Source organism: Bradyrhizobium symbiodeficiens (assembly GCF_002266465.3).
Lineage (GTDB): Bacteria > Pseudomonadota > Alphaproteobacteria > Rhizobiales > Xanthobacteraceae > Bradyrhizobium > Bradyrhizobium symbiodeficiens.
On record NZ_CP029427.2, the window covers coordinates 6,119,209 to 6,136,272 of the forward strand.

The following is a 17,064-nucleotide window of genomic DNA, read 5'->3' on the forward strand; positions in this document are numbered from 1 at the left end:
CTGATTGAACTGACGGCCGAACTGCCCAAGCTTCGCCCAAAAGAAAAGAGCCCCGTCAGGGACGGGGCTCTCGGAAATCTCTGGTTCGCCCGGCCTTACTTGAGGCTGGTCGAGATCGCGGTGAACTTGGTGTTCAGCGTGGTGCCGAGGTTGTTGACGACGGTGATGATCGCCAGCGCGATGCCGGCAGCGATCAGGCCGTATTCAATGGCGGTGGCGCCGGATTCATCCTTCAGGAAACGCGCAACGAGGTTCTTCATAGAGTGCTCCAAATGAGTACACGAGGCTACAACTGATCTGGTCTTTTCGGCTTCCCAGCGCCGCCCGACCATGGAACCGAACGTAGAGGCAAAGAATTGCGCCGCAGTTAATTCGACTGCGTAAACACCAAGCGGTTTGCGTGTATTCGCTGATGGTAAATTGAAATCCAAAACAATCCGTTAAATTGTCGGGACATGAAGCCGGCGTGACCGACCAGTTTACCCGAAGTTATGACCGCCCGTGGTCCAATGCCGCTCGCCCGGACTGACGCGCGACGAGATCGACCATTCATCGCGCTTCAGGTGATTGTTCGAGCATGATCCTCCCGGAAAACCGCGCCACACATTGCGCCAACTCCGGCTCCGGATCGTGCCCGACCGACAAGAACAACAGGACGACGAGGCGGCATGTCCCTTTCCTTTGCCAACAGCATCGCGGCGCAGAGCCGCGCGCGAGCGCTGGTGCCGCTGTGCGTCGGCGCCGGCGTCTATCTGTTCTTCCTCTACCTCGGCGACACGCGGCTCCAGGACTCCGACTCGTTCTGGCAGGTCAAGATCGGGCAATGGATCCTCGATCACCGCGCCATGCCCACCACCGACTTCTATTCGTTCACGCGCACGGGCGCGCCATGGATTTCGACGTCATGGCTGTCGCAGGTGCTGTTCGCCTATTCCCATGCGCAATTGGACTGGGCAGGTCCCGTCATCCTCACCGCGGTCGCGGTCGCGATCACGGTCGCGATCTTCGTCTATCTGCTCGACAGGCAGATCGAGGCACCACGCGCAGTGCTGTTTGCGATGCTGGCGCTGCTGCTGTCGACCCATCACGTGCTGGCGCGTCCGCATATCCTGGCGCTGCCGGTCATGGTTCTGTGGGTCGGCGTGCTGATGGCGGCTGCCGACCGCAAGAGCGCGCCGTCCTGGTATTGGCTGCCGCTGATGGCGCTCTGGGCGAATTTGCATGGCGGCTTCGTGCTGGGCCTCGCGCTGATCGGCCCGATCTCGCTCGAGGCCGTCGAGCATGCCGAGAAGGGACGACGGCTGGCCCTGTTCACGCGCTGGGTGTTGTTCGGAATCGGCGCGCTGGTTGCGAGCTGCCTCACGCCGTACGGCTGGCGGACGCTGCTGGGCGCGACCAACATCCTCGGCCTCGGCGAGCTGCTGTCGCTGATCTTCGAATGGATGCCTGCGAACTTCTCCACTTTCACGCCATTCGAAGGCGCCCTGCTCGGCTTGATCGCATTCGGCTATTATCGCGGCCTGGTGCTGTCGGCGCCCCGGATCTTCCTGATTCTGTTCCTGACCTGGGGCGCGCTGACCCATGTCAGGAGCATCGAGGCATTTGCGTTCCTGGTGCCGCTGGTGCTGGCAAAGCCGCTCGGCGAGATGTTCCCGCGCCCGGCGCCTGACGCCGCCGATGCCGGGCGCTGGCCGGCCCGCTATGTCACCGCGCTTGGCGCGCTGATGATCGTGGCGGCGAGCTGGACCTCGACGTCGCTCTACATGGGGCACCACCGCTTCACCTTCACGACGACGCATACGCCGGTTGCGGCCGTCGATCTGCTCGAGCAACGCAAGGCGCAGCGCATCTTCAATGCCTACCAGTTCGGCGGCTATCTGATCTCGCGCAACATTCCGGTCTTCGTCGACGGCCGTGCCGAGCTCTATGGCGAGAAATTCGTCGTGGACTTCTTCAAGGCGACGGAAGGCAAGAAGCCCGAGCTGCTGCCCCGCCTGCTCGACGAGTACAAGATCGACGCGACCCTTCTGGTTGCCGATGCGCCGGGCCCGCAGATCCTCGACCAGCTCAAGGGCTGGAAGCGGATCTATACCGACGACATCGCCGTGATCCATGTGCGAGACCATGCGGACAGCGCAGCCGCGACGCCTTCGAAGTGAGCACCCACTTGAGGGCACGCACCCGTAACCGTGAGCAAATGCGCCGCGGACACGACCACTGCGCTCAAACCCCGGCGATCCCGCGACATGTCCTCTTTTGACAGGCCGACTTTGACAATCCCGTCTCGGTTCGGCTCGGAGCGATCCTTGGCGATCGCCGTGCTGGCGGTGCTGGCGGCCGTCTCGTTTCTGCCGGTGCTGCTGACCCCCATTCCCGCGATGGTGGATTATCCCAATCACCTCGCCCGCATGTACATTCTGAGCCAGAACGGCACTCCCGACGCCAATCCGTATTACGAGGTGGCCTGGGCCTTCTATCCCAACCTTGGAATGGATCTGCTGGTACCGCAGCTGGCGCGGCTGATGAGCGTCGAGAACGCCACACGGCTGTTTCTGCTGCTGAGCCAATTGCTGATCGTCGGGGGCGCGCTGCTGCTGGAGTGGGCCCGGAAGGGACGGGTCCAGCTTGCCGGCTTCGCTGCGCTCGCTTTCCTCTATTGTCTTCCGTTCAGCTGGGGCTTCGTGAATTTCGAGTTCGGCCTCGGCCTCGCGCTCTGGGGCATCGCCATCTACCTGATGCTGGCCGAAGGCCCATGGCCGCTGCGTTTCGTCGCCAATTTGGTGTTCGTCGCTGCGCTGTATGCGGCGCATTTCTTCTCGCTCGGCATCTACGGTGCGACGCTTGGCCTCTACGAGCTCTCGCGCATTCGCGGACAGCAAACATCGTACCGGGTCGTCGCCGCGCGGCTCGGCGCGCTGGCCCTGCCGGCGCTCGTGTTGTTTGGGATCATGCAAATGACCGCGGGCTCGATCGGAAGCGAAGGGACGAGCTGGTTCTTCGGATTCAAGCCCGTCTGGCCGTTGCGCATCATGAACGGCTACAATCTGACGGCTGCGGCAGCGACCGGCCTGGCGCTGCTGATCTCGTTGCTGTTCGCCGCACGGCGCGGCGTCCTCAGGCTCGAGCCGGCCGGGACGTGGCTCGCGATCGGCTTTGCGCTGCTTTACCTCGTCATCCCCTCGAAGCTGTTTGGAACCGCGTTTGTCGACCTTCGCGTCATTCCCGCTGCAGCTCTGATCCTGCCCGCCTTCAGCTCGCTGACGCTGCCGAGCCGTGCCTGGAGAACAGCCGCGCTCGCTGCGATCAGCGGCATCATACTGGTCAATCTCGCCGTCGTCCTCGTGGTGTGGCTGCCCTACCGCGCCGACTATGCAGCGATCATCGCCTCGTTCCAGAAGATCGAGCGCGGCTCGCGCGTCCTCGTTGGCAGCACGGGCGACAATGGTGACCCGCCCTTCGCCGACCTCACCTCCTATCCGATGTATTATGCACCGACGCTGGCCGTGCATTATGCCAACGCGTTCGTGCCCAATCTATTCACGGAAGCGGGCAAGCAGCCGGTGCGGCCACGCGAGGGCGTGCGCGGTCTTGCGATTCCCTATGGGGGACCGGTGCCGTCGGAGCTGCTTGCCGCGATCGCGACGAGCCAACCGCCGGCGGGCGTTCCGCCGTTTGTCCGCACCTGGTATCGGGATTTCGATTATCTCTACGTGCTTGGGCCGCCGGCTGCGAACCCGCTGCCGGGTCTGCTGGAGGTGCTGGATACCTCGGAGCGATTTGTTCTCTACAAGATCCACCGCAGGCCTTAGGGCGTGAACTCATTACGCGGCTGGCCCCCTGATGTCCGGTTTACTGCCGGCATCGGTCGAAAAGCGGAAGACCTCCGAGGTCGCAGATGGGCCAGAAGCTGACTTAATGGTCTGCAAACCCTAATCGCCAGAGAGCTGCCAGATAAGAGGGTCTTCGTGCTACTTTAGCGAGCATGGCACCTTTCAGCATTCGCTCCACCCTTATGCTCGTCCTCGTCGTCGGGGGCACGTCAAGCGCCTACATGTTCCTCGGCCTCAGCCTCGTCGTGGTACTGATAACGTTGGGCGTAGCCTGCCTTGCGTACGTTCCATTCGCTAAGCGCTACGGATGGGGCAACGAGGGGCGTCTCAAGCGACATCTCAGTCGTCCGCCATTCGAAGACGAAAGTCGCAGAGCCAGTTAGGCTCGAGAGCGTACGCACCCTGGAGGAACAGGGGTGACTGTTTCAGGGGAGCCCCGAGTTTGGCGGTTTCGAGTGCGAGGCTTTGCGGTTGCTGGAGTTGTATGTCTCGCCCTCATTTTCTTGCTGAAGATTTTCGATCCAACCGAGTTCGGGAAGAGCTTCATTCTTCCGCTTGCTCTGCTTCTGGTTTTCCTTTGGCTGTGCGGGCTATATTGCACCTACCGGTATTGGAAAGATTTTAGACAAGATGAAGTACGGCGCGGCGGATCAGAAGAAACTGCTCGCGCAAAGTGGCATGAGCTGCACCCACCCCCTGGCTAAATGCTGGGTAGGCCGCGTTGGGTCAGCGGCCCTGGGCACGCATCGGCGGGAAGTCCGTTGCGGGTCAAAATGCGAAGAACTCAACCTGAGTAGATCTTGTCCGCCATGCCTCGATAAGCGGACCTCGTGGAGCGACGCCGCCACTTCGCCGAAGGGCCAAGCGGAAGCATGCGCATCGCGAGCTTGATGTCGCAATCTAGAACGAGCCCCTCGGGTCGGGTGAACCCGAGGGCTTTGCGCTGATTGCGAATACTGAACAATCGGTCAAAGGCCGGGAACGGACCGTTGAGGCCATACGCGGTAATTGTGCATGGCGACATCCCTGCAGCATCCGCTCCGCTTGTTGCTTTGACAAACAGCAAACTGCGGGCTCACGGGACGTACAGAATACAACTGACCTATGCGGCTTCCGAATGCCTTTCCCTTCCGGCGAGGCCATGCGGCCTTGGAAATCAGCGATGGACGAGCGTTGTCTCCGCAGGTACCGCTTCTTTCGGCCGCAGGAACACAAAAACGGACCCAACAAACATTTCCGCGTCCGCGCGACCATCCTGCCCGATGAGAATGAGTCCCGCTCCGCCATTGGCTACATTCAGAATGACGGGCTCGCCCTTCGATGTCTTGATCGGGTTCATTCCGATGGAGAGAAATTCACCGATCGGCTGATCCAGATATTGAAGCCTCAGTTGCGGAGCAATCTCTGCTGGCGCAAGCCCAAAGCCCAGTTGTTGGGCACGGCCATAAATTTGCCCGAGCGACACCGTCTCGGTCAGAAAGCCGAGCTCCGCCGCCGAAACCGTGACGAGCTCCAAGTCTGCTTTCGTGGTGCTTAGAGTAAAGGCTGGTCGAGCCATGATTTCACTGGCCAAATCTCCAACACCACACCCTCGCGCACTCAACGCGTTACGAAGAGCGACCGAATCTGGAAACGTCCCTACCGTCGTCTTCCTCCACACCGGAACATCGACAGCGAATCCAACGCCAGTCTGCGGCCGGCGAACTCTGGAAGCCTCCTTGAGCGCAAGGCGAGCCTGCAAAACATCTCTCGCCGTGCATTGAGCTTTGGCTTCGGTCGCGAATAGGAGAATGCACGCGTTGCAGAGTATTAGAGTGACGAGAGCGCCGCCGTGCCATCCCCTGGGGTGATGCGATGCTGCAATTCCTCGTTTGGAGGCAACGTAGTCGATCTCACCGCGCGTGATGCCGATATCGGCAAGCTCCCTTTCGGTCAGGCGGCACAATTGAGTTCGCAGCGTCTCGCGTTTGCGCCACCCTTGAAATGCATCCCAAAATGCTTCGATAGGACTGTAGACCTGTCGCTTTACGGATTCCTGTCTTGGCTCGGTGGTTTGGTGGATTGAGCTCATTGTGGCGCCTCCCGGTCTCGGCCAATGTCTCCGGCCTATCTGGACGCGCTTCGGCGTGCGGCGCCCCATCCGTTTGGGGGGGGAGGCGCCAAATATTTCCGGTCGGCTAACTCAAGAGCGTACGGAGGACATCGGCGCTAATGGCCGTCCACAGCACTCGTGAGCCGCCCGGTCGCCGCGTTCCGAGGGGCTATATGATTTAGGGATCGTTCACGCAGCCGGGCGGGCGAAGTCCATTCAACAACGCCACGACGTCAGACTGCCTATTATAGCCCATTTTACTCAGTACAACCTTGACATGCCAACGAACAGTATTGGGGGATGTGCCGCTCTCTGTTGCCATCGCCTTGACCGTCTGGCCTACGGCCAGGCCCCTCGCGACGCGAGCTTCGGTGGGGGTCAAATCAAAAAGAGAGCGTATGAGGTCGACCGAGGGAGCCTCCGGCCTAGTGACGGGTGTCAGCATCAACATGGCCGCGCATCGGGAAAAGGTGTCGCGCGCTGAACCGCGAATGGGCACGACGTGCGCAATCATCGTGGAACTGATATCGCGGGTGGGAAATGAGCGCACACCGGGGGCATCGTCCTGATCCACCGTTGCGATGGCGTCCCGCAACAGTGCGTCGGCGCGCGCGTCCTTTAGCGCAATGCGGTCTTGCGCTCGCCAAGAGATAAAGCCACTCAAGCCTTCGATTAGCGAATTCGCAGCCAAGATTTTCCCTTCGCGCGAGAACACGAGCGCAGGAATGCCGAGCAGAGCGAGTGCCTGGGCCGCGGCCCGGGCGCGTTCCAGTTGCATGCGGGCGGCAACCAACGAAGCCCTGGCCAAATGAGCGTGCACCTCGTTGAGTCGTCCCAGTACAGCGAGAGACGCCGATCCTCGGTCGTATGCTCGCTCCAGCGCGATCACCATGTCATCGCCCGTTGGCAGCGCGATCGCGGTCGCTGAGGCCCATCCCATACCGCGGGGGTACAGCATGTCCCTGTAGGCCGGATCGTTGCGCATCTCTTCGGGCGTATACAGAATGCTGTCCGGTATGAAGCCGGTCTGTTTCGCGCGAAGCAGGCGGTTGAAACGCTCCGATCGCGGAATCCATCCGCTCTCCATCAATGGCCGCAAATCCTCTCTTGCCTGCTGGCTCGAAGCAGACCATCGGATGACGCTTCCGTTCGAGATACATAACCAGCCGGCCAGCGCGCCGTCGATCTGGACTAATTCAGCGAGAATCCCGGGCCAAAGGTCAGGTACAAAGGCGCACTCGTAAATTCGATCGATGAGGTTGGACATCGCATACCCTCCCTGCGCATGTTAACGCACGTCATGTTGTGCAGCCAGCCTTTCTGAAAATGCTAACTCTCTGAAGTTGAGACAGGCCCCTCAAGTAGCAAGCTTGGGACGAAAATCAGCTTTGGCGAAATTAGCGATCAAGTTCGAAGTGTATCGATTGCGCACGCCGGTTCGCTGAGCCGACGCAGATTTGTCCCCGATGTCACGTCCGCTTTGGGTCACAAGCCGCCGATTGCGCCAAAGGTGGGCAGCTTCCGCTTTGCCCCGGTAAGCCGACGTTTATGAGTACACATTCTGGACCGAAGCTGCGGCTCCACCGCAAGGCTAATCATCGGGCATCGCATCCATTCCGCCTCCCCTCAGTCGCCCCTGTCGCCCAATCCTTAACAGTTGCGGCAAGGTGACCTTAACCACCGCCGAACTAGACTTCCGCCCCTGCAACCCAGCCGGAAGCTCTCGCATGGCGGCCAAGTCCAGATCGATCCGCTACAGCCTCGTCATTCCCGTGTTCAATGAGGAAGCCGTGCTGCCGGTCCTGCTGCGCCGGCTCGACCTGGTCCTGTCCCGGCTCGACGGGCCTGCAGAAGCGATCTTCGTCGACGACGGCAGCAGCGATTCCAGCTCCATCGTGCTCCAGGCGCTCGCCCAGCGCGATCCCCGCTTCCGCTATATCGGCTTGTCGCGAAACTTCGGCCATCAGGTCGCCATCACCGCCGGCATGGACGCCGCGGAAGGTGAAGCGATCATCGTCATGGACGCCGATCTGCAGGATCCACCGGAAGTGATCGAGCAATTGATCGCGAAGTGGAAGGAAGGCAACGACGTCGTCCACGCCCGCCGCCTGTCGCGCGAGGGCGAAAGCCCGTTCAAGCGCGCGACTGCACACCTGTTCTACCGGCTCCTCGGCAGGATGTCCTCTGTCGGCATCCCCGCCGACGTCGGCGATTTCCGCCTGATCGATCGCAAGGTGCTCGACGCACTCAGGCAGATGCCGGAGCAGGATCGCTTCGTGCGCGGCATGATCGCCTGGCTCGGCTTCCGGCAGGCCGAGGTCGCCTTCCACCGCCTCGAGCGCGCAGCGGGCGAAACCAAATACCCGCTGTTCAAGATGGTGCGGCTCGCGATGAACGCCGCGCTCGGCTTTTCCGATCTGCCCCTGCGGCTCGCAATCTGGTGCGGATTGGCGGTTTCGGGACTGGCTTTGCTGTACGGCGGCTGGGTGATCTTGTTGTGGCTCAGCAACGACAGCCATCTGGTCACCGGCTGGTCCTCGACCATGGTCGTCGTGTCCCTGCTGTGCGGCATCAACATGCTGATGACGGGCATCGTGGGGCTTTATGTCGGCCGCATCCATGCCGAGGTGAAACGCCGCCCGCTCTATGTGGTTCAGACGCGCGCCGGATTCGATCGCAACGAGGCAGCGACCGTGCCTGCGATCCACGCCGTCAACGAGTGACAAGGCGCATGAGCGAGCTCTTCGACGGCTATCACGCCAACTACCGCGACGTCGTGCAATCCTCGATCGACTTCTCGGGCTTGCCGCATGATTTCTTCATGCGCGCGAAGGCCGATCTGCTGCGCGATCTGATCGCGCAGCGGCTGGACACGGACAAGCCCGACATGCTGGACGTCGGCTGCGGCGTCGGCAGCCTTCATCCGCTGCTGCACGGCATGGTCGGCAACTTGAGCGGCATCGACGTTTCATCGGCCAGCCTGGCGCAGGCCAGCGCGGCCAACAGCGGGGTCGACTACCGCGAGTTTGACGGCCGCACTTTTCCCTTCGAGGACGCCAGCTTCGATCTCGTCACCGCCATCTGCGTGATGCACCACATCGTGCCGGCCGAATGGTCGCATTTCATCACCGAGATGCGGCGGGTGGTACGCCCCGGGGGGCTCGTCTGCGTGATCGAGCACAATCCGTACAACCCGCTGACACGTCTTGCCGTTGCGCGCTGTGAGTTCGACCGGGACGCCGTCCTGCTCAGTGCCGGCAAGACCCGAAAGCTGATGGCGGCGGGCGGCTTGCGCGGGATCGGCGCGCGCCATTTCCTGCTGCTGCCCTGGGACACCAAACCGGCGCGTCGCCTCGAAGATGCCTTGAGCGGCGTGTCGCTGGGCGGTCAATACGCAGCCTTCGGGTCCGCCTGACTCTATCTCTGCGGCGGATCCCGCCGCTTGTGCACGACCGCCACGTCGTCGCTATAGACGCGTTGCCACTGCGGCAGCCGGTCGAGCAACGCGACTGCGGGTGTCCGCGGCGCGAGCAGCGTCGCGCCGATGTCGTACTCGTCGAGCAGCTTGAGAAAATCTGCGAGGTCGACCAGCGCCAAGGCACGATTGTAGCGGTCGATGAACGGTCCGCCGAACAGTTCGCCGCGACCATCGATGAAGGTGGGAATGCCGGCAAAGACCAAATAGCCGCCGAAGGAATAATCGTTGAGCACGCGCCCCGCCTTGGCGAGGTCGGTTCGAGCGATGGCGGCCTCGGGGGTGATGACGGGAGCCGGCCGGATGTCGCGCGCCAGCGCCGCCCCGCTCATCGCGATCAAAACACCGAACGCGGCCAGATTCATGCCGCGCGACGCGCCCGCCTCGTCGTCCGTGATCCGCCCGCCGAACTTTCGACCCAAGGGGGCCGCCAGATAGAGCGGCGCCAGCATGGCCAGCAGGTCCGCGTTGCGTACCTGCGCCAGGGCGAAATGGAGCAGGCCGATCACCACCAGCGCCCGCACGACCGGCAGTGTCACACCGCGCGCGAGCGCGAAGATGCCGGCCAGCAGCAGCAGCTCGAAGCCACCGACATGGCTGAAATCCTGCGGCCGCCATTCCCCGATCCAGGCGAGCGCAGAGCCGAGGCCGAGCGTCGTCAGCGGCATCAGCAGCGGTTCCGGCCCGTGCGGCGTCAGGCAGGACGCAGCGAGGGCAAGGGTCGAGAAGGGCAGCCACCGCAGCAGCACGCGCGGCCATTCGCTTCGCCCCTCACGCAACAGCGCCTCGAGCACCGCCGGGCCGATCAGCCCGAGCGCCAACACCACGCTGCCATGCAGGTTGGTCCACAGCACCAGCAGCGGCAGCGCCCAGTATGGCGGAGGCCCGCCGCGATCCATGCAACGCACCAAGGCAGCCGCCCAGGTCACCATCACCGGCAGCACGAGGACATGTGGCCGCGCCAGCATATGCGGCGCCAGCAGGATGACGGCCGCGATCACCATGAGCAGCGTCAGGGCCGGCGAGAGCTCACGCAGCAGGAAGAAGGTGAACAGGCCAAAGGCCAGCGCAATCGCCGCTGCCGCGACGACGACGACGCCAGGCCAGCCGGACAATGCGTAGGCTCCGGCGTAGACGACTTCCGAGAGCCATTCGAACGTGATCCAGGGCGCGCCGTGCCTGGAAAACGAAAAGGGATCGCTCTCCGGCAGGGCGCCATGCGCGATGATCCAGCGCCCGACCTCGATATGAGAATAGCTGTCGGGATCACCGAGCAGCCACGGCCCGACGACCAGCAGCAGGGCATAGACGCCGAGGCCCACGGCCCAGGGGAGCGCTGCACGTGCCGAAAACGGTTGAACCGCGCTGTGGACGACCTGGTCAGTCATGGCAGGCCAAAATAGGACGCAAGCGTTAAGTTCTTCTTTAGTGATTCCCGCGTTTGCCCCGGGAGCCGCGCGCTCCGCTCGCGCCGGGGACGCCCTGCATCCGCGAACCACCAGCCAACGAAAAACGCGGCGTTTCCGCCGCGTTTTGCAATCTCATCTGCCGTTCGCGATTACGCCTGCGGCTGCGGCTCCAGGCCGGGATCCGCATCGGGCCGCGGGCGCGGCGACTTGCCGGCCGGGGGCACCGCGGAGGCGCGCGGCGTGGTCGGCTCGAGCACCGATTCACGGTTCGGCTTCTTGCCCTTGAGCAGATCGATGATCTCGTCGCCGGAGAGCGTCTCGAACTCGAGCAGGCCCTTGGCGAGAGCTTCGAGATCGGCGCGCTTCTCGGTGAGAATGCGCGTCGCTTCGTTGTAGCCCTCTTCCACGAAACGCCGGATCTCGGAGTCGATCTTCTGCACGGTCGCCTCAGAAGCGTTCTGCGTGCGCGAGACCGACATGCCCAGGAACACCTCGTCCTGGTTCTCGCCGTAGGAGACGGTGCCGAGCTTTTCGGACAGACCCCAGCGCGTCACCATCATGCGAGCCAGACGTGTCGCCTGCTCGATGTCGGAGGACGCACCCGAGGTCACCTTCTCGCGACCGAAGATCAGCTCTTCGGCGACACGGCCGCCCATCATGATGGCGAGCCGCGAGGTCATCTGCTCCAGCGACATCGACAGCTTGTCGCGCTCAGGCAGCTGCATGACCATGCCGAGAGCACGGCCGCGCGGAATGATGGTCGCCTTGTGGATCGGGTCGGTCGCGACGACGTTGAGGCCGACGATGGCGTGACCGCCCTCGTGGTAGGCCGTCAGCAACTTCTCTTCCTCGGTCATGACGAGCGACTTGCGCTCGGCGCCCATCATCACCTTGTCTTTTGCTTCCTCGAACTCGGCCTGGGTCACCATGCGCTTGTTGCGGCGTGCGGCCGTGAGCGCGGCTTCGTTGACGAGGTTCATCAGGTCGGCGCCGGAGAAACCGGGCGTGCCGCGCGCGATGGTCTTGAGGTTGATATCGGGGGCCAGCGGCACCTTGCGGACGTGAACCTTGAGGATCTGCTCGCGGCCGACGACGTCCGGATTGGGCACTACCACCTGGCGGTCGAAGCGGCCCGGACGCAGCAGCGCGGGATCGAGCACGTCGGGACGGTTGGTCGCGGCGATCAGGATCACGCCCTCGTTCGCCTCGAAGCCGTCCATCTCGACCAGCAACTGGTTCAGCGTCTGTTCGCGCTCGTCATTGCCGCCGCCGAGGCCTGCGCCACGGTGACGACCGACCGCGTCGATTTCGTCGATGAAGATGATGCAGGGCGCGTTCTTCTTGGCCTGCTCGAACATGTCGCGGACGCGGCTGGCGCCGACGCCGACGAACATTTCGACGAAGTCCGAACCTGAAATGGTGAAGAACGGCACATTGGCTTCGCCCGCGACCGCACGCGCGATCAGGGTCTTACCGGTGCCGGGAGGGCCAACCAGCAGCACGCCGCGCGGAATGCGGCCGCCGAGACGCTGGAATTTGCCGGGGTCGCGCAGGAATTCGACGATCTCCTGGAGGTCCTGCTTGGCTTCGTCGACGCCTGCGACGTCCTCGAAGGTGACGCGGCCATGCGCTTCGGTCAGCATCTTCGCACGCGACTTGCCGAAGCCCATCGCCTTGCCGGCGCCGCCCTGCATCTGCCGCGACAGGAAGATCCAGACGCCGATCAGCGCGATGAAGGGCAGCCAGGACACCAGCAGCGAGACGAACCACGGCACGTTGTCGCCGGGCGGCTTCGCGGTGATCTGAACCTTGCTGTCATAGAGGCGCTTCACCAGCGTCGGGTCGCTCGGCGCATAGGTCTGGAAGCTGGAGCCGTTGGTGAAGGTGCCGTGGATATCCGGCCCCTGGATCACGACGTCGCGCACGTTGCCGCGGTCAACTTCGCTCAGCAGCTGGGAGAAGGCGATGTCCTGCGAGGAGGCGCGCTGACCAGGATTCTGGAAGAGCGTGAACAACGCCAACAGCAGCAAGACAATGATGACCCAGAGGGCGAAATTGCGCAGATTGGCGTTCATCGATCTTCCTTCGTGGTCGCGCGGATCGCGGCCTCATCCTTGGGCTTTACGAGGAAATCCCCAAGGAATCCTCATCGTTAGACGAATACAATTTAGGTGCCGCCCCGGTCGCTGCCAAGGGAACGAGATGGGACTATTTATCCCATCTTAGAGCGATTCCCGCTGAAATAATGGCGACCCGGCCGGGGTTTTTCCTGCCTGGTTAAGGTGACCTGACGTTAGCCGCCCGGAAACGGCCGGTGTCATGATCCGCCCTCGTCCGTGCCTATCCGCCCTGGCGACGCCGGGCCGGCGCCGGCGCGATGTGGATACGCCCGCCTGCAAGGCTGATCAAGGCTCCCGCAAGGGTCTGCCGCAAGGCCGGCCGGCCCTTTGCGCCTGCGCGAGGGCTTGCGGCGATGGCCTGGTCGAGCACCGCGAGGAGGGATTCAACCTTGCCGAGTTCCGCCGGCCCTTCGTGCCCGAGCGCGTTGATGGCGCGCAGCAGGAGCCGCAGCCGGACCTCCTCCGGCAGGACCGCGAAGGCCGAGGCCTCGAAGCTTCGCACGCCGACCTGCGACGCATCGCCGCGATCCCGCAAACGGAGGAAGCGCTCGGCGCCGTCGGCCAGCAGCTCGACCGCCGCATTGGCCCGCGCCAGCCGGGCCGCGAGCCGCACCAGCGTGCGGGCATCGCCGCCCTCGGCCGCAAGCAGCGGCAGCAGCGCGCGTAGCCGCGGCCGGGTGAAGGCGGTGTCGCGGTTGGTGGGATCGTCGGCAAAGCCGATTCCAGCCCGCTTCAAGGTCGCGATCAGCTGCGCCTTCGGCACCTCGAGCAGCGGACGCGCCAGCACGATCCCGTCGCGCTCGCTGAGGGACGCCATTGCCGACAGCCCGGCAAGTCCGCTGCCGCGCAACAGGCGCATCAACAGGGTCTCGGCCTGGTCGTCGCGGGTATGAGCGGTCAACACGTGGCTCGCGCCGACGGCACGCGCGGCCTGCGCAAGCAGGCGGTAACGCGCCTCGCGCGCCGCCGCCGGCAGACCCGTCGTCGGCTTTGCACCGCGCCAGCGCAGGGTCCGGTGCGGCAATCCGAGCTCGGCGGCGAGCCGCTTGACCTCACGCGCCTCGCGCGCCGCCTCTCGCCGCAGGCCGTGATCGATCGTAACGACGGTGAGAACCGGGCCGCGCGCGAGGCTGCGCCGCCAGCGCGCCGCAAGCCACATCAGCGCGACCGAGTCGGGGCCGCCCGACACGGCGAGCACCAGCGCCGGCGCGCTCTTCAGGCCGGCGAAGAGCCGCCTCGCCTCGGGTGTCGAGATCGGAGAATTGTCGTCGTCTGACATGACGCTGCCCAGCAATGCTGGCACCGTTTTAGCGCAACGCCATCGGCCTTGTCAGCGCTCGACGCCGCGGGTCAGCACTTCACCCGCTTCTGCTCCCGGTCGACCGCGGCTTTGACGCCGGCGGAGGCGCGCGGATATTTGCGGCCGACCTCGCCGAAGGCGGCGCAGGCGGCCTCCTTCTCCTTCAGCGCGGCGAGCGACTGGCCGAGCCGCAGCAGCGCATCCGGGGCCTTGGCCGATTTTTCGTATTTGGTGGTGACGGCAAGGAAGGCTTCCGCGGAGTCGCGGTATTGCTGGCGCTGGAAGTAGCTTTCGCCGAGCCAGTATTGCGCATCCCCGAGCAGCGGGTCGCTTGGATATTTCTGCGTGAAGTTCTTCATGGTCTGCTCGGCGAGCGCATAGTCCTTGCGCTGCATGTAGCCGATGCCGAGGTCGAACTCGTCACGCGGCGTGGCCGAGGGCGGAAGCGTCGTCAGGGCCGGAGCGCCGGCGGGCGCCGGATTGCCCTGCTGGACCGGCGGATAGGCCGGCTGCGCCGGCGCCGCGGCCTGCGGATAGCGACCGCCATTGTTGGAGAGATCGAGCGGCTCGCCCGCGTTGCGCCCACCCGGGGCTCCCGCGGGCATCGGCTGCTGCCCGCCGCCGAGCGCACGCGGCGCGCCAGGCGCATTCGGATTCTGGTTCGGGTCGAACGCATCGCCGCGACGGCTTCGCCCGGGCACGCCGGGCGCCGGCTGCTCCTGAACGATCGGCGCGGGAGACGCGATTTGCGGCTGCTCGTAATTCGGCTGCACGGCCTGCTGCTGCGGCTGCTGGCGATAGCCGGGCGCGACCTGACCTGGTCCGATCTGGGCGGGCGGCATCGCCGCGACGTTGGGCGCCTGTCCGGGCGCGCCTTGCGTGCCGCTCTCGAGCGCCCGCAGCCGCTCTTCGAGCTGGCGGTTGCGGTATTGCAGCTCTTCGTTCTGGCCGGTGAGCTGGCGCAGCTGGTTCTCCAGCCGCTCGATCCGCATCTCGGGATCGTCATCGGTCTGGGCGAAGACGGGCGTGCAAAAGGGAAGCAGGGCGGCGAGTGCCACGGTGCCGGTAAAGACCTTAAATCTGGATGACATCTTGCCCTGACGACGAAAGCGAAATGGCCTGCGACGGAACATGCGACGCGCCACACATTGAGGGGGAGTACGCCAAAAATGTGTCTGGCACCACGTGGATTCTGTCACGGATTGCTGAAACGAAACCGGCGCCCGAGAGGGCGCCGGCATAATCGGTTCTGCAAGATGAACGGCGCCTGACCGAGCGTCAGTATCCCGGCGTCAGGAGCTCGCGTTCAGCACGGTAACGGCGCGACGGTTCTGCGACCAGCAGGAGATGTCGTTACAGACGGCGACCGGCCGCTCCTTGCCGTAGGAGATCGTGCGCATGCGGTTCGGATCGATGCCGCGCGAGGCGAGGAACGAACGCACCGACTGGGCGCGGCGGGCGCCGAGCGCGATGTTGTATTCGCGGGTGCCGCGCTCGTCGGCATGACCTTCGATGGTGAAGCTGTAGCGCGGATAGCTCTGGAGCCACTGCGCCTGCTTCTCCAGGGTCACGATCGCCTGCGGGGTCAGATCGGTCTGGTCGCTTTCGAAGAACACGCGGTCGCCCACGTTGACGACGAAGTCCTGCTGGCTGCCCGGCGTCGCCGCATTGGCCATCGCATCCGTCGCGGCATTCTTGTTGGCGCAGGCGCCCATCGACAGCGCGACGGCGAGTACCGCAACCAGCTTCAATCCCTGGAGGATACGCATAGGATGTTTCATTCCGGAGCCTCCACGCTCACGTTAGTCAACTGCTGTCCGGTCTACAGGGGGTTGGTTAAGCGAACGTTCCGTCAACCTTGACGGAACCTTGCCTCAGCCGATCAAATGCCCCCAACCAGCGAAAAGCAACCGTCATGGTTAATGGGTTGTAAATGTGGCGCGAGGGTGAAGGCAAGTCGCCGGCGGCCAAAAACGCCGGCATTCGCCGGAATTTTGGGTGCAGGGCGTGATGTGGGACGACACGTAACGGGCAAAAAAGCCAAGGCTCAAGCCAGGGCCGCATCCGCGCCAACGCCGACTCGGGCGTGGGCGGCGTCCGCCACGAGCACCGGCCGCTGCGGCACCTGGCGCTGGCCGCCGCGCCCGAACAGCATACGCCGCTCGAAGGCGGTCGACCGCATGATCGGATATCGCTCGAACACCTTCTTGCGGAAGGTCGGGAAGTCCGCTGCCATCAATCCGAACGGCTTGGTGAGGCCGGGAACCAGCCGGGGCTCGGCGATGGTCTCGTGCAGGAACACCCGGCGGTAGAAGGCTTGATGCTCTGAACGCACGATGGCGAGGCCGAGATCGGCATTGAAATGCTCGCAGGCCATGTAAGCGAGACGGGTCGTCAGATATGGCAATTCCGGAACCCGCTTGACCTGGTCGGGATCGGCGACGAAGCGGGTCGGGTCGATCATGACCTCGCCGCGATCGAGCCGCGGCATCAGGATGTCCGGGAAGACATCGGCCGAGGTGGACTCGCGCCATTCCGACGTCAGCACGCTGATGCGCACCGAGCTGCAGAGCTCGCCATGGAGATAGACGCCGAAGGTCCACGCGTTCGGCAGTTCGTCGTAGCGGTCTGTGACGCGTGCGTCCGCCGAAGGCTTGACGGCGCCTTCCCGCAGATAGGCGCGGTAGCGGAGATTGTAGATCTCCTCTTTCTCCGCGGCGGTTTCCGCAAGATGATAGTCGACGTCGGTCAGGAGCTCCGCTCCCCGTCCAACAGCCGAAATGACAGATCTGGCTGAGGACTGCATTCCAACTCCCTACCTACACACACGCCACGGCA

General features: G+C 63.9%; 13 protein-coding genes. 4 read left to right on the forward strand and 9 right to left on the reverse strand.

Annotated elements, in window-relative coordinates:
* Nucleotides 1-95 precede the first annotated feature (95 nt).
* Entirely contained in the window at nucleotides 96-260 is a 165-nt protein-coding gene (locus CIT39_RS28850; RefSeq protein WP_094976876.1) for a Flp family type IVb pilin, read from the reverse strand.
* Between the two features lie 408 nt (nucleotides 261-668).
* On the opposite strand from CIT39_RS28850, the gene CIT39_RS28855 reads away from it, so the two are divergent.
* The gene (locus tag CIT39_RS28855) at nucleotides 669-2,159 is read left to right on the forward strand and encodes a hypothetical protein (protein ID WP_094976875.1); all 1,491 of its coding nucleotides are present in this window, start codon (nucleotides 669-671) and stop codon (nucleotides 2,157-2,159) included.
* 87 nt (nucleotides 2,160-2,246) lie between these two features.
* Nucleotides 2,247-3,809 carry a hypothetical protein gene (locus tag CIT39_RS28860; RefSeq protein WP_094976874.1) on the forward strand — a complete coding sequence of 521 codons (1,563 nt, stop codon included), beginning with the start codon at nucleotides 2,247-2,249 and terminating at the stop codon, nucleotides 3,807-3,809.
* 1,177 nt (nucleotides 3,810-4,986) lie between these two features.
* Here the strand turns inward: CIT39_RS28860 and CIT39_RS28865 are convergent.
* Together CIT39_RS28865 and CIT39_RS28870 are read right to left on the reverse strand one after the other, a co-directional pair.
* Nucleotides 4,987-5,901 (reverse strand): DUF1127 domain-containing protein, encoded by a 915-nt coding sequence (locus CIT39_RS28865; RefSeq protein ID WP_094976872.1) that lies wholly within the window; start codon nucleotides 5,899-5,901, stop codon nucleotides 4,987-4,989.
* A 199-nt stretch (nucleotides 5,902-6,100) separates the two neighbouring features.
* Nucleotides 6,101-7,189 (reverse strand): helix-turn-helix transcriptional regulator, encoded by a 1,089-nt coding sequence (locus CIT39_RS28870; RefSeq protein WP_094976871.1) that lies wholly within the window; start codon nucleotides 7,187-7,189, stop codon nucleotides 6,101-6,103.
* 460 nt (nucleotides 7,190-7,649) lie between these two features.
* Here CIT39_RS28870 and CIT39_RS28875 point away from each other — a divergent pair, with 460 nt between their 5' ends.
* Together CIT39_RS28875 and CIT39_RS28880 are read left to right on the forward strand one after the other, a co-directional pair.
* Nucleotides 7,650-8,645, forward strand: coding sequence for a glycosyltransferase family 2 protein (locus CIT39_RS28875; RefSeq protein ID WP_094976870.1), 996 nt, complete (start codon nucleotides 7,650-7,652; stop codon nucleotides 8,643-8,645).
* An 8-nt stretch (nucleotides 8,646-8,653) separates the two neighbouring features.
* The gene (locus CIT39_RS28880; protein WP_162308737.1) at nucleotides 8,654-9,337 is read left to right on the forward strand and encodes a class I SAM-dependent methyltransferase; all 684 of its coding nucleotides are present in this window, start codon (nucleotides 8,654-8,656) and stop codon (nucleotides 9,335-9,337) included.
* Between the two features lie 2 nt (nucleotides 9,338-9,339).
* Here the strand turns inward: CIT39_RS28880 and CIT39_RS28885 are convergent, their stop codons facing one another.
* The 6 genes from CIT39_RS28885 to CIT39_RS28910 all read right to left on the reverse strand — a co-directional run bounded on the left by CIT39_RS28885 (nucleotide 9,340) and on the right by CIT39_RS28910 (nucleotide 17,032).
* The gene (locus CIT39_RS28885; protein ID WP_094976868.1) at nucleotides 9,340-10,785 is read right to left on the reverse strand and encodes a hypothetical protein; all 1,446 of its coding nucleotides are present in this window, start codon (nucleotides 10,783-10,785) and stop codon (nucleotides 9,340-9,342) included.
* Between the two features lie 170 nt (nucleotides 10,786-10,955).
* Nucleotides 10,956-12,881 (reverse strand): ATP-dependent zinc metalloprotease FtsH, encoded by a 1,926-nt coding sequence (gene ftsH, locus CIT39_RS28890; RefSeq protein WP_094976867.1) that lies wholly within the window; start codon nucleotides 12,879-12,881, stop codon nucleotides 10,956-10,958.
* A 265-nt stretch (nucleotides 12,882-13,146) separates the two neighbouring features.
* Nucleotides 13,147-14,205, reverse strand: coding sequence for a tRNA lysidine(34) synthetase TilS (gene tilS / locus CIT39_RS28895; protein ID WP_094976866.1), 1,059 nt, complete (start codon nucleotides 14,203-14,205; stop codon nucleotides 13,147-13,149).
* 71 nt (nucleotides 14,206-14,276) lie between these two features.
* Nucleotides 14,277-15,317: a tol-pal system protein YbgF gene (gene ybgF / locus CIT39_RS28900; RefSeq protein ID WP_162308738.1), complete on the reverse strand. Its 1,041-nt coding sequence runs from the start codon at nucleotides 15,315-15,317 to the stop codon at nucleotides 14,277-14,279.
* A gap of 201 nt (nucleotides 15,318-15,518) precedes the next feature.
* A complete protein-coding gene (pal, locus tag CIT39_RS28905; protein ID WP_094976864.1) occupies nucleotides 15,519-16,007 on the reverse strand; it encodes a peptidoglycan-associated lipoprotein Pal in 489 nt (162 codons plus the stop codon).
* 266 nt (nucleotides 16,008-16,273) lie between these two features.
* Nucleotides 16,274-17,032 carry an N-acyl amino acid synthase FeeM domain-containing protein gene (locus CIT39_RS28910; RefSeq protein WP_094976863.1) on the reverse strand — a complete coding sequence of 253 codons (759 nt, stop codon included), beginning with the start codon at nucleotides 17,030-17,032 and terminating at the stop codon, nucleotides 16,274-16,276.
* Nucleotides 17,033-17,064 lie beyond the last annotated feature (32 nt).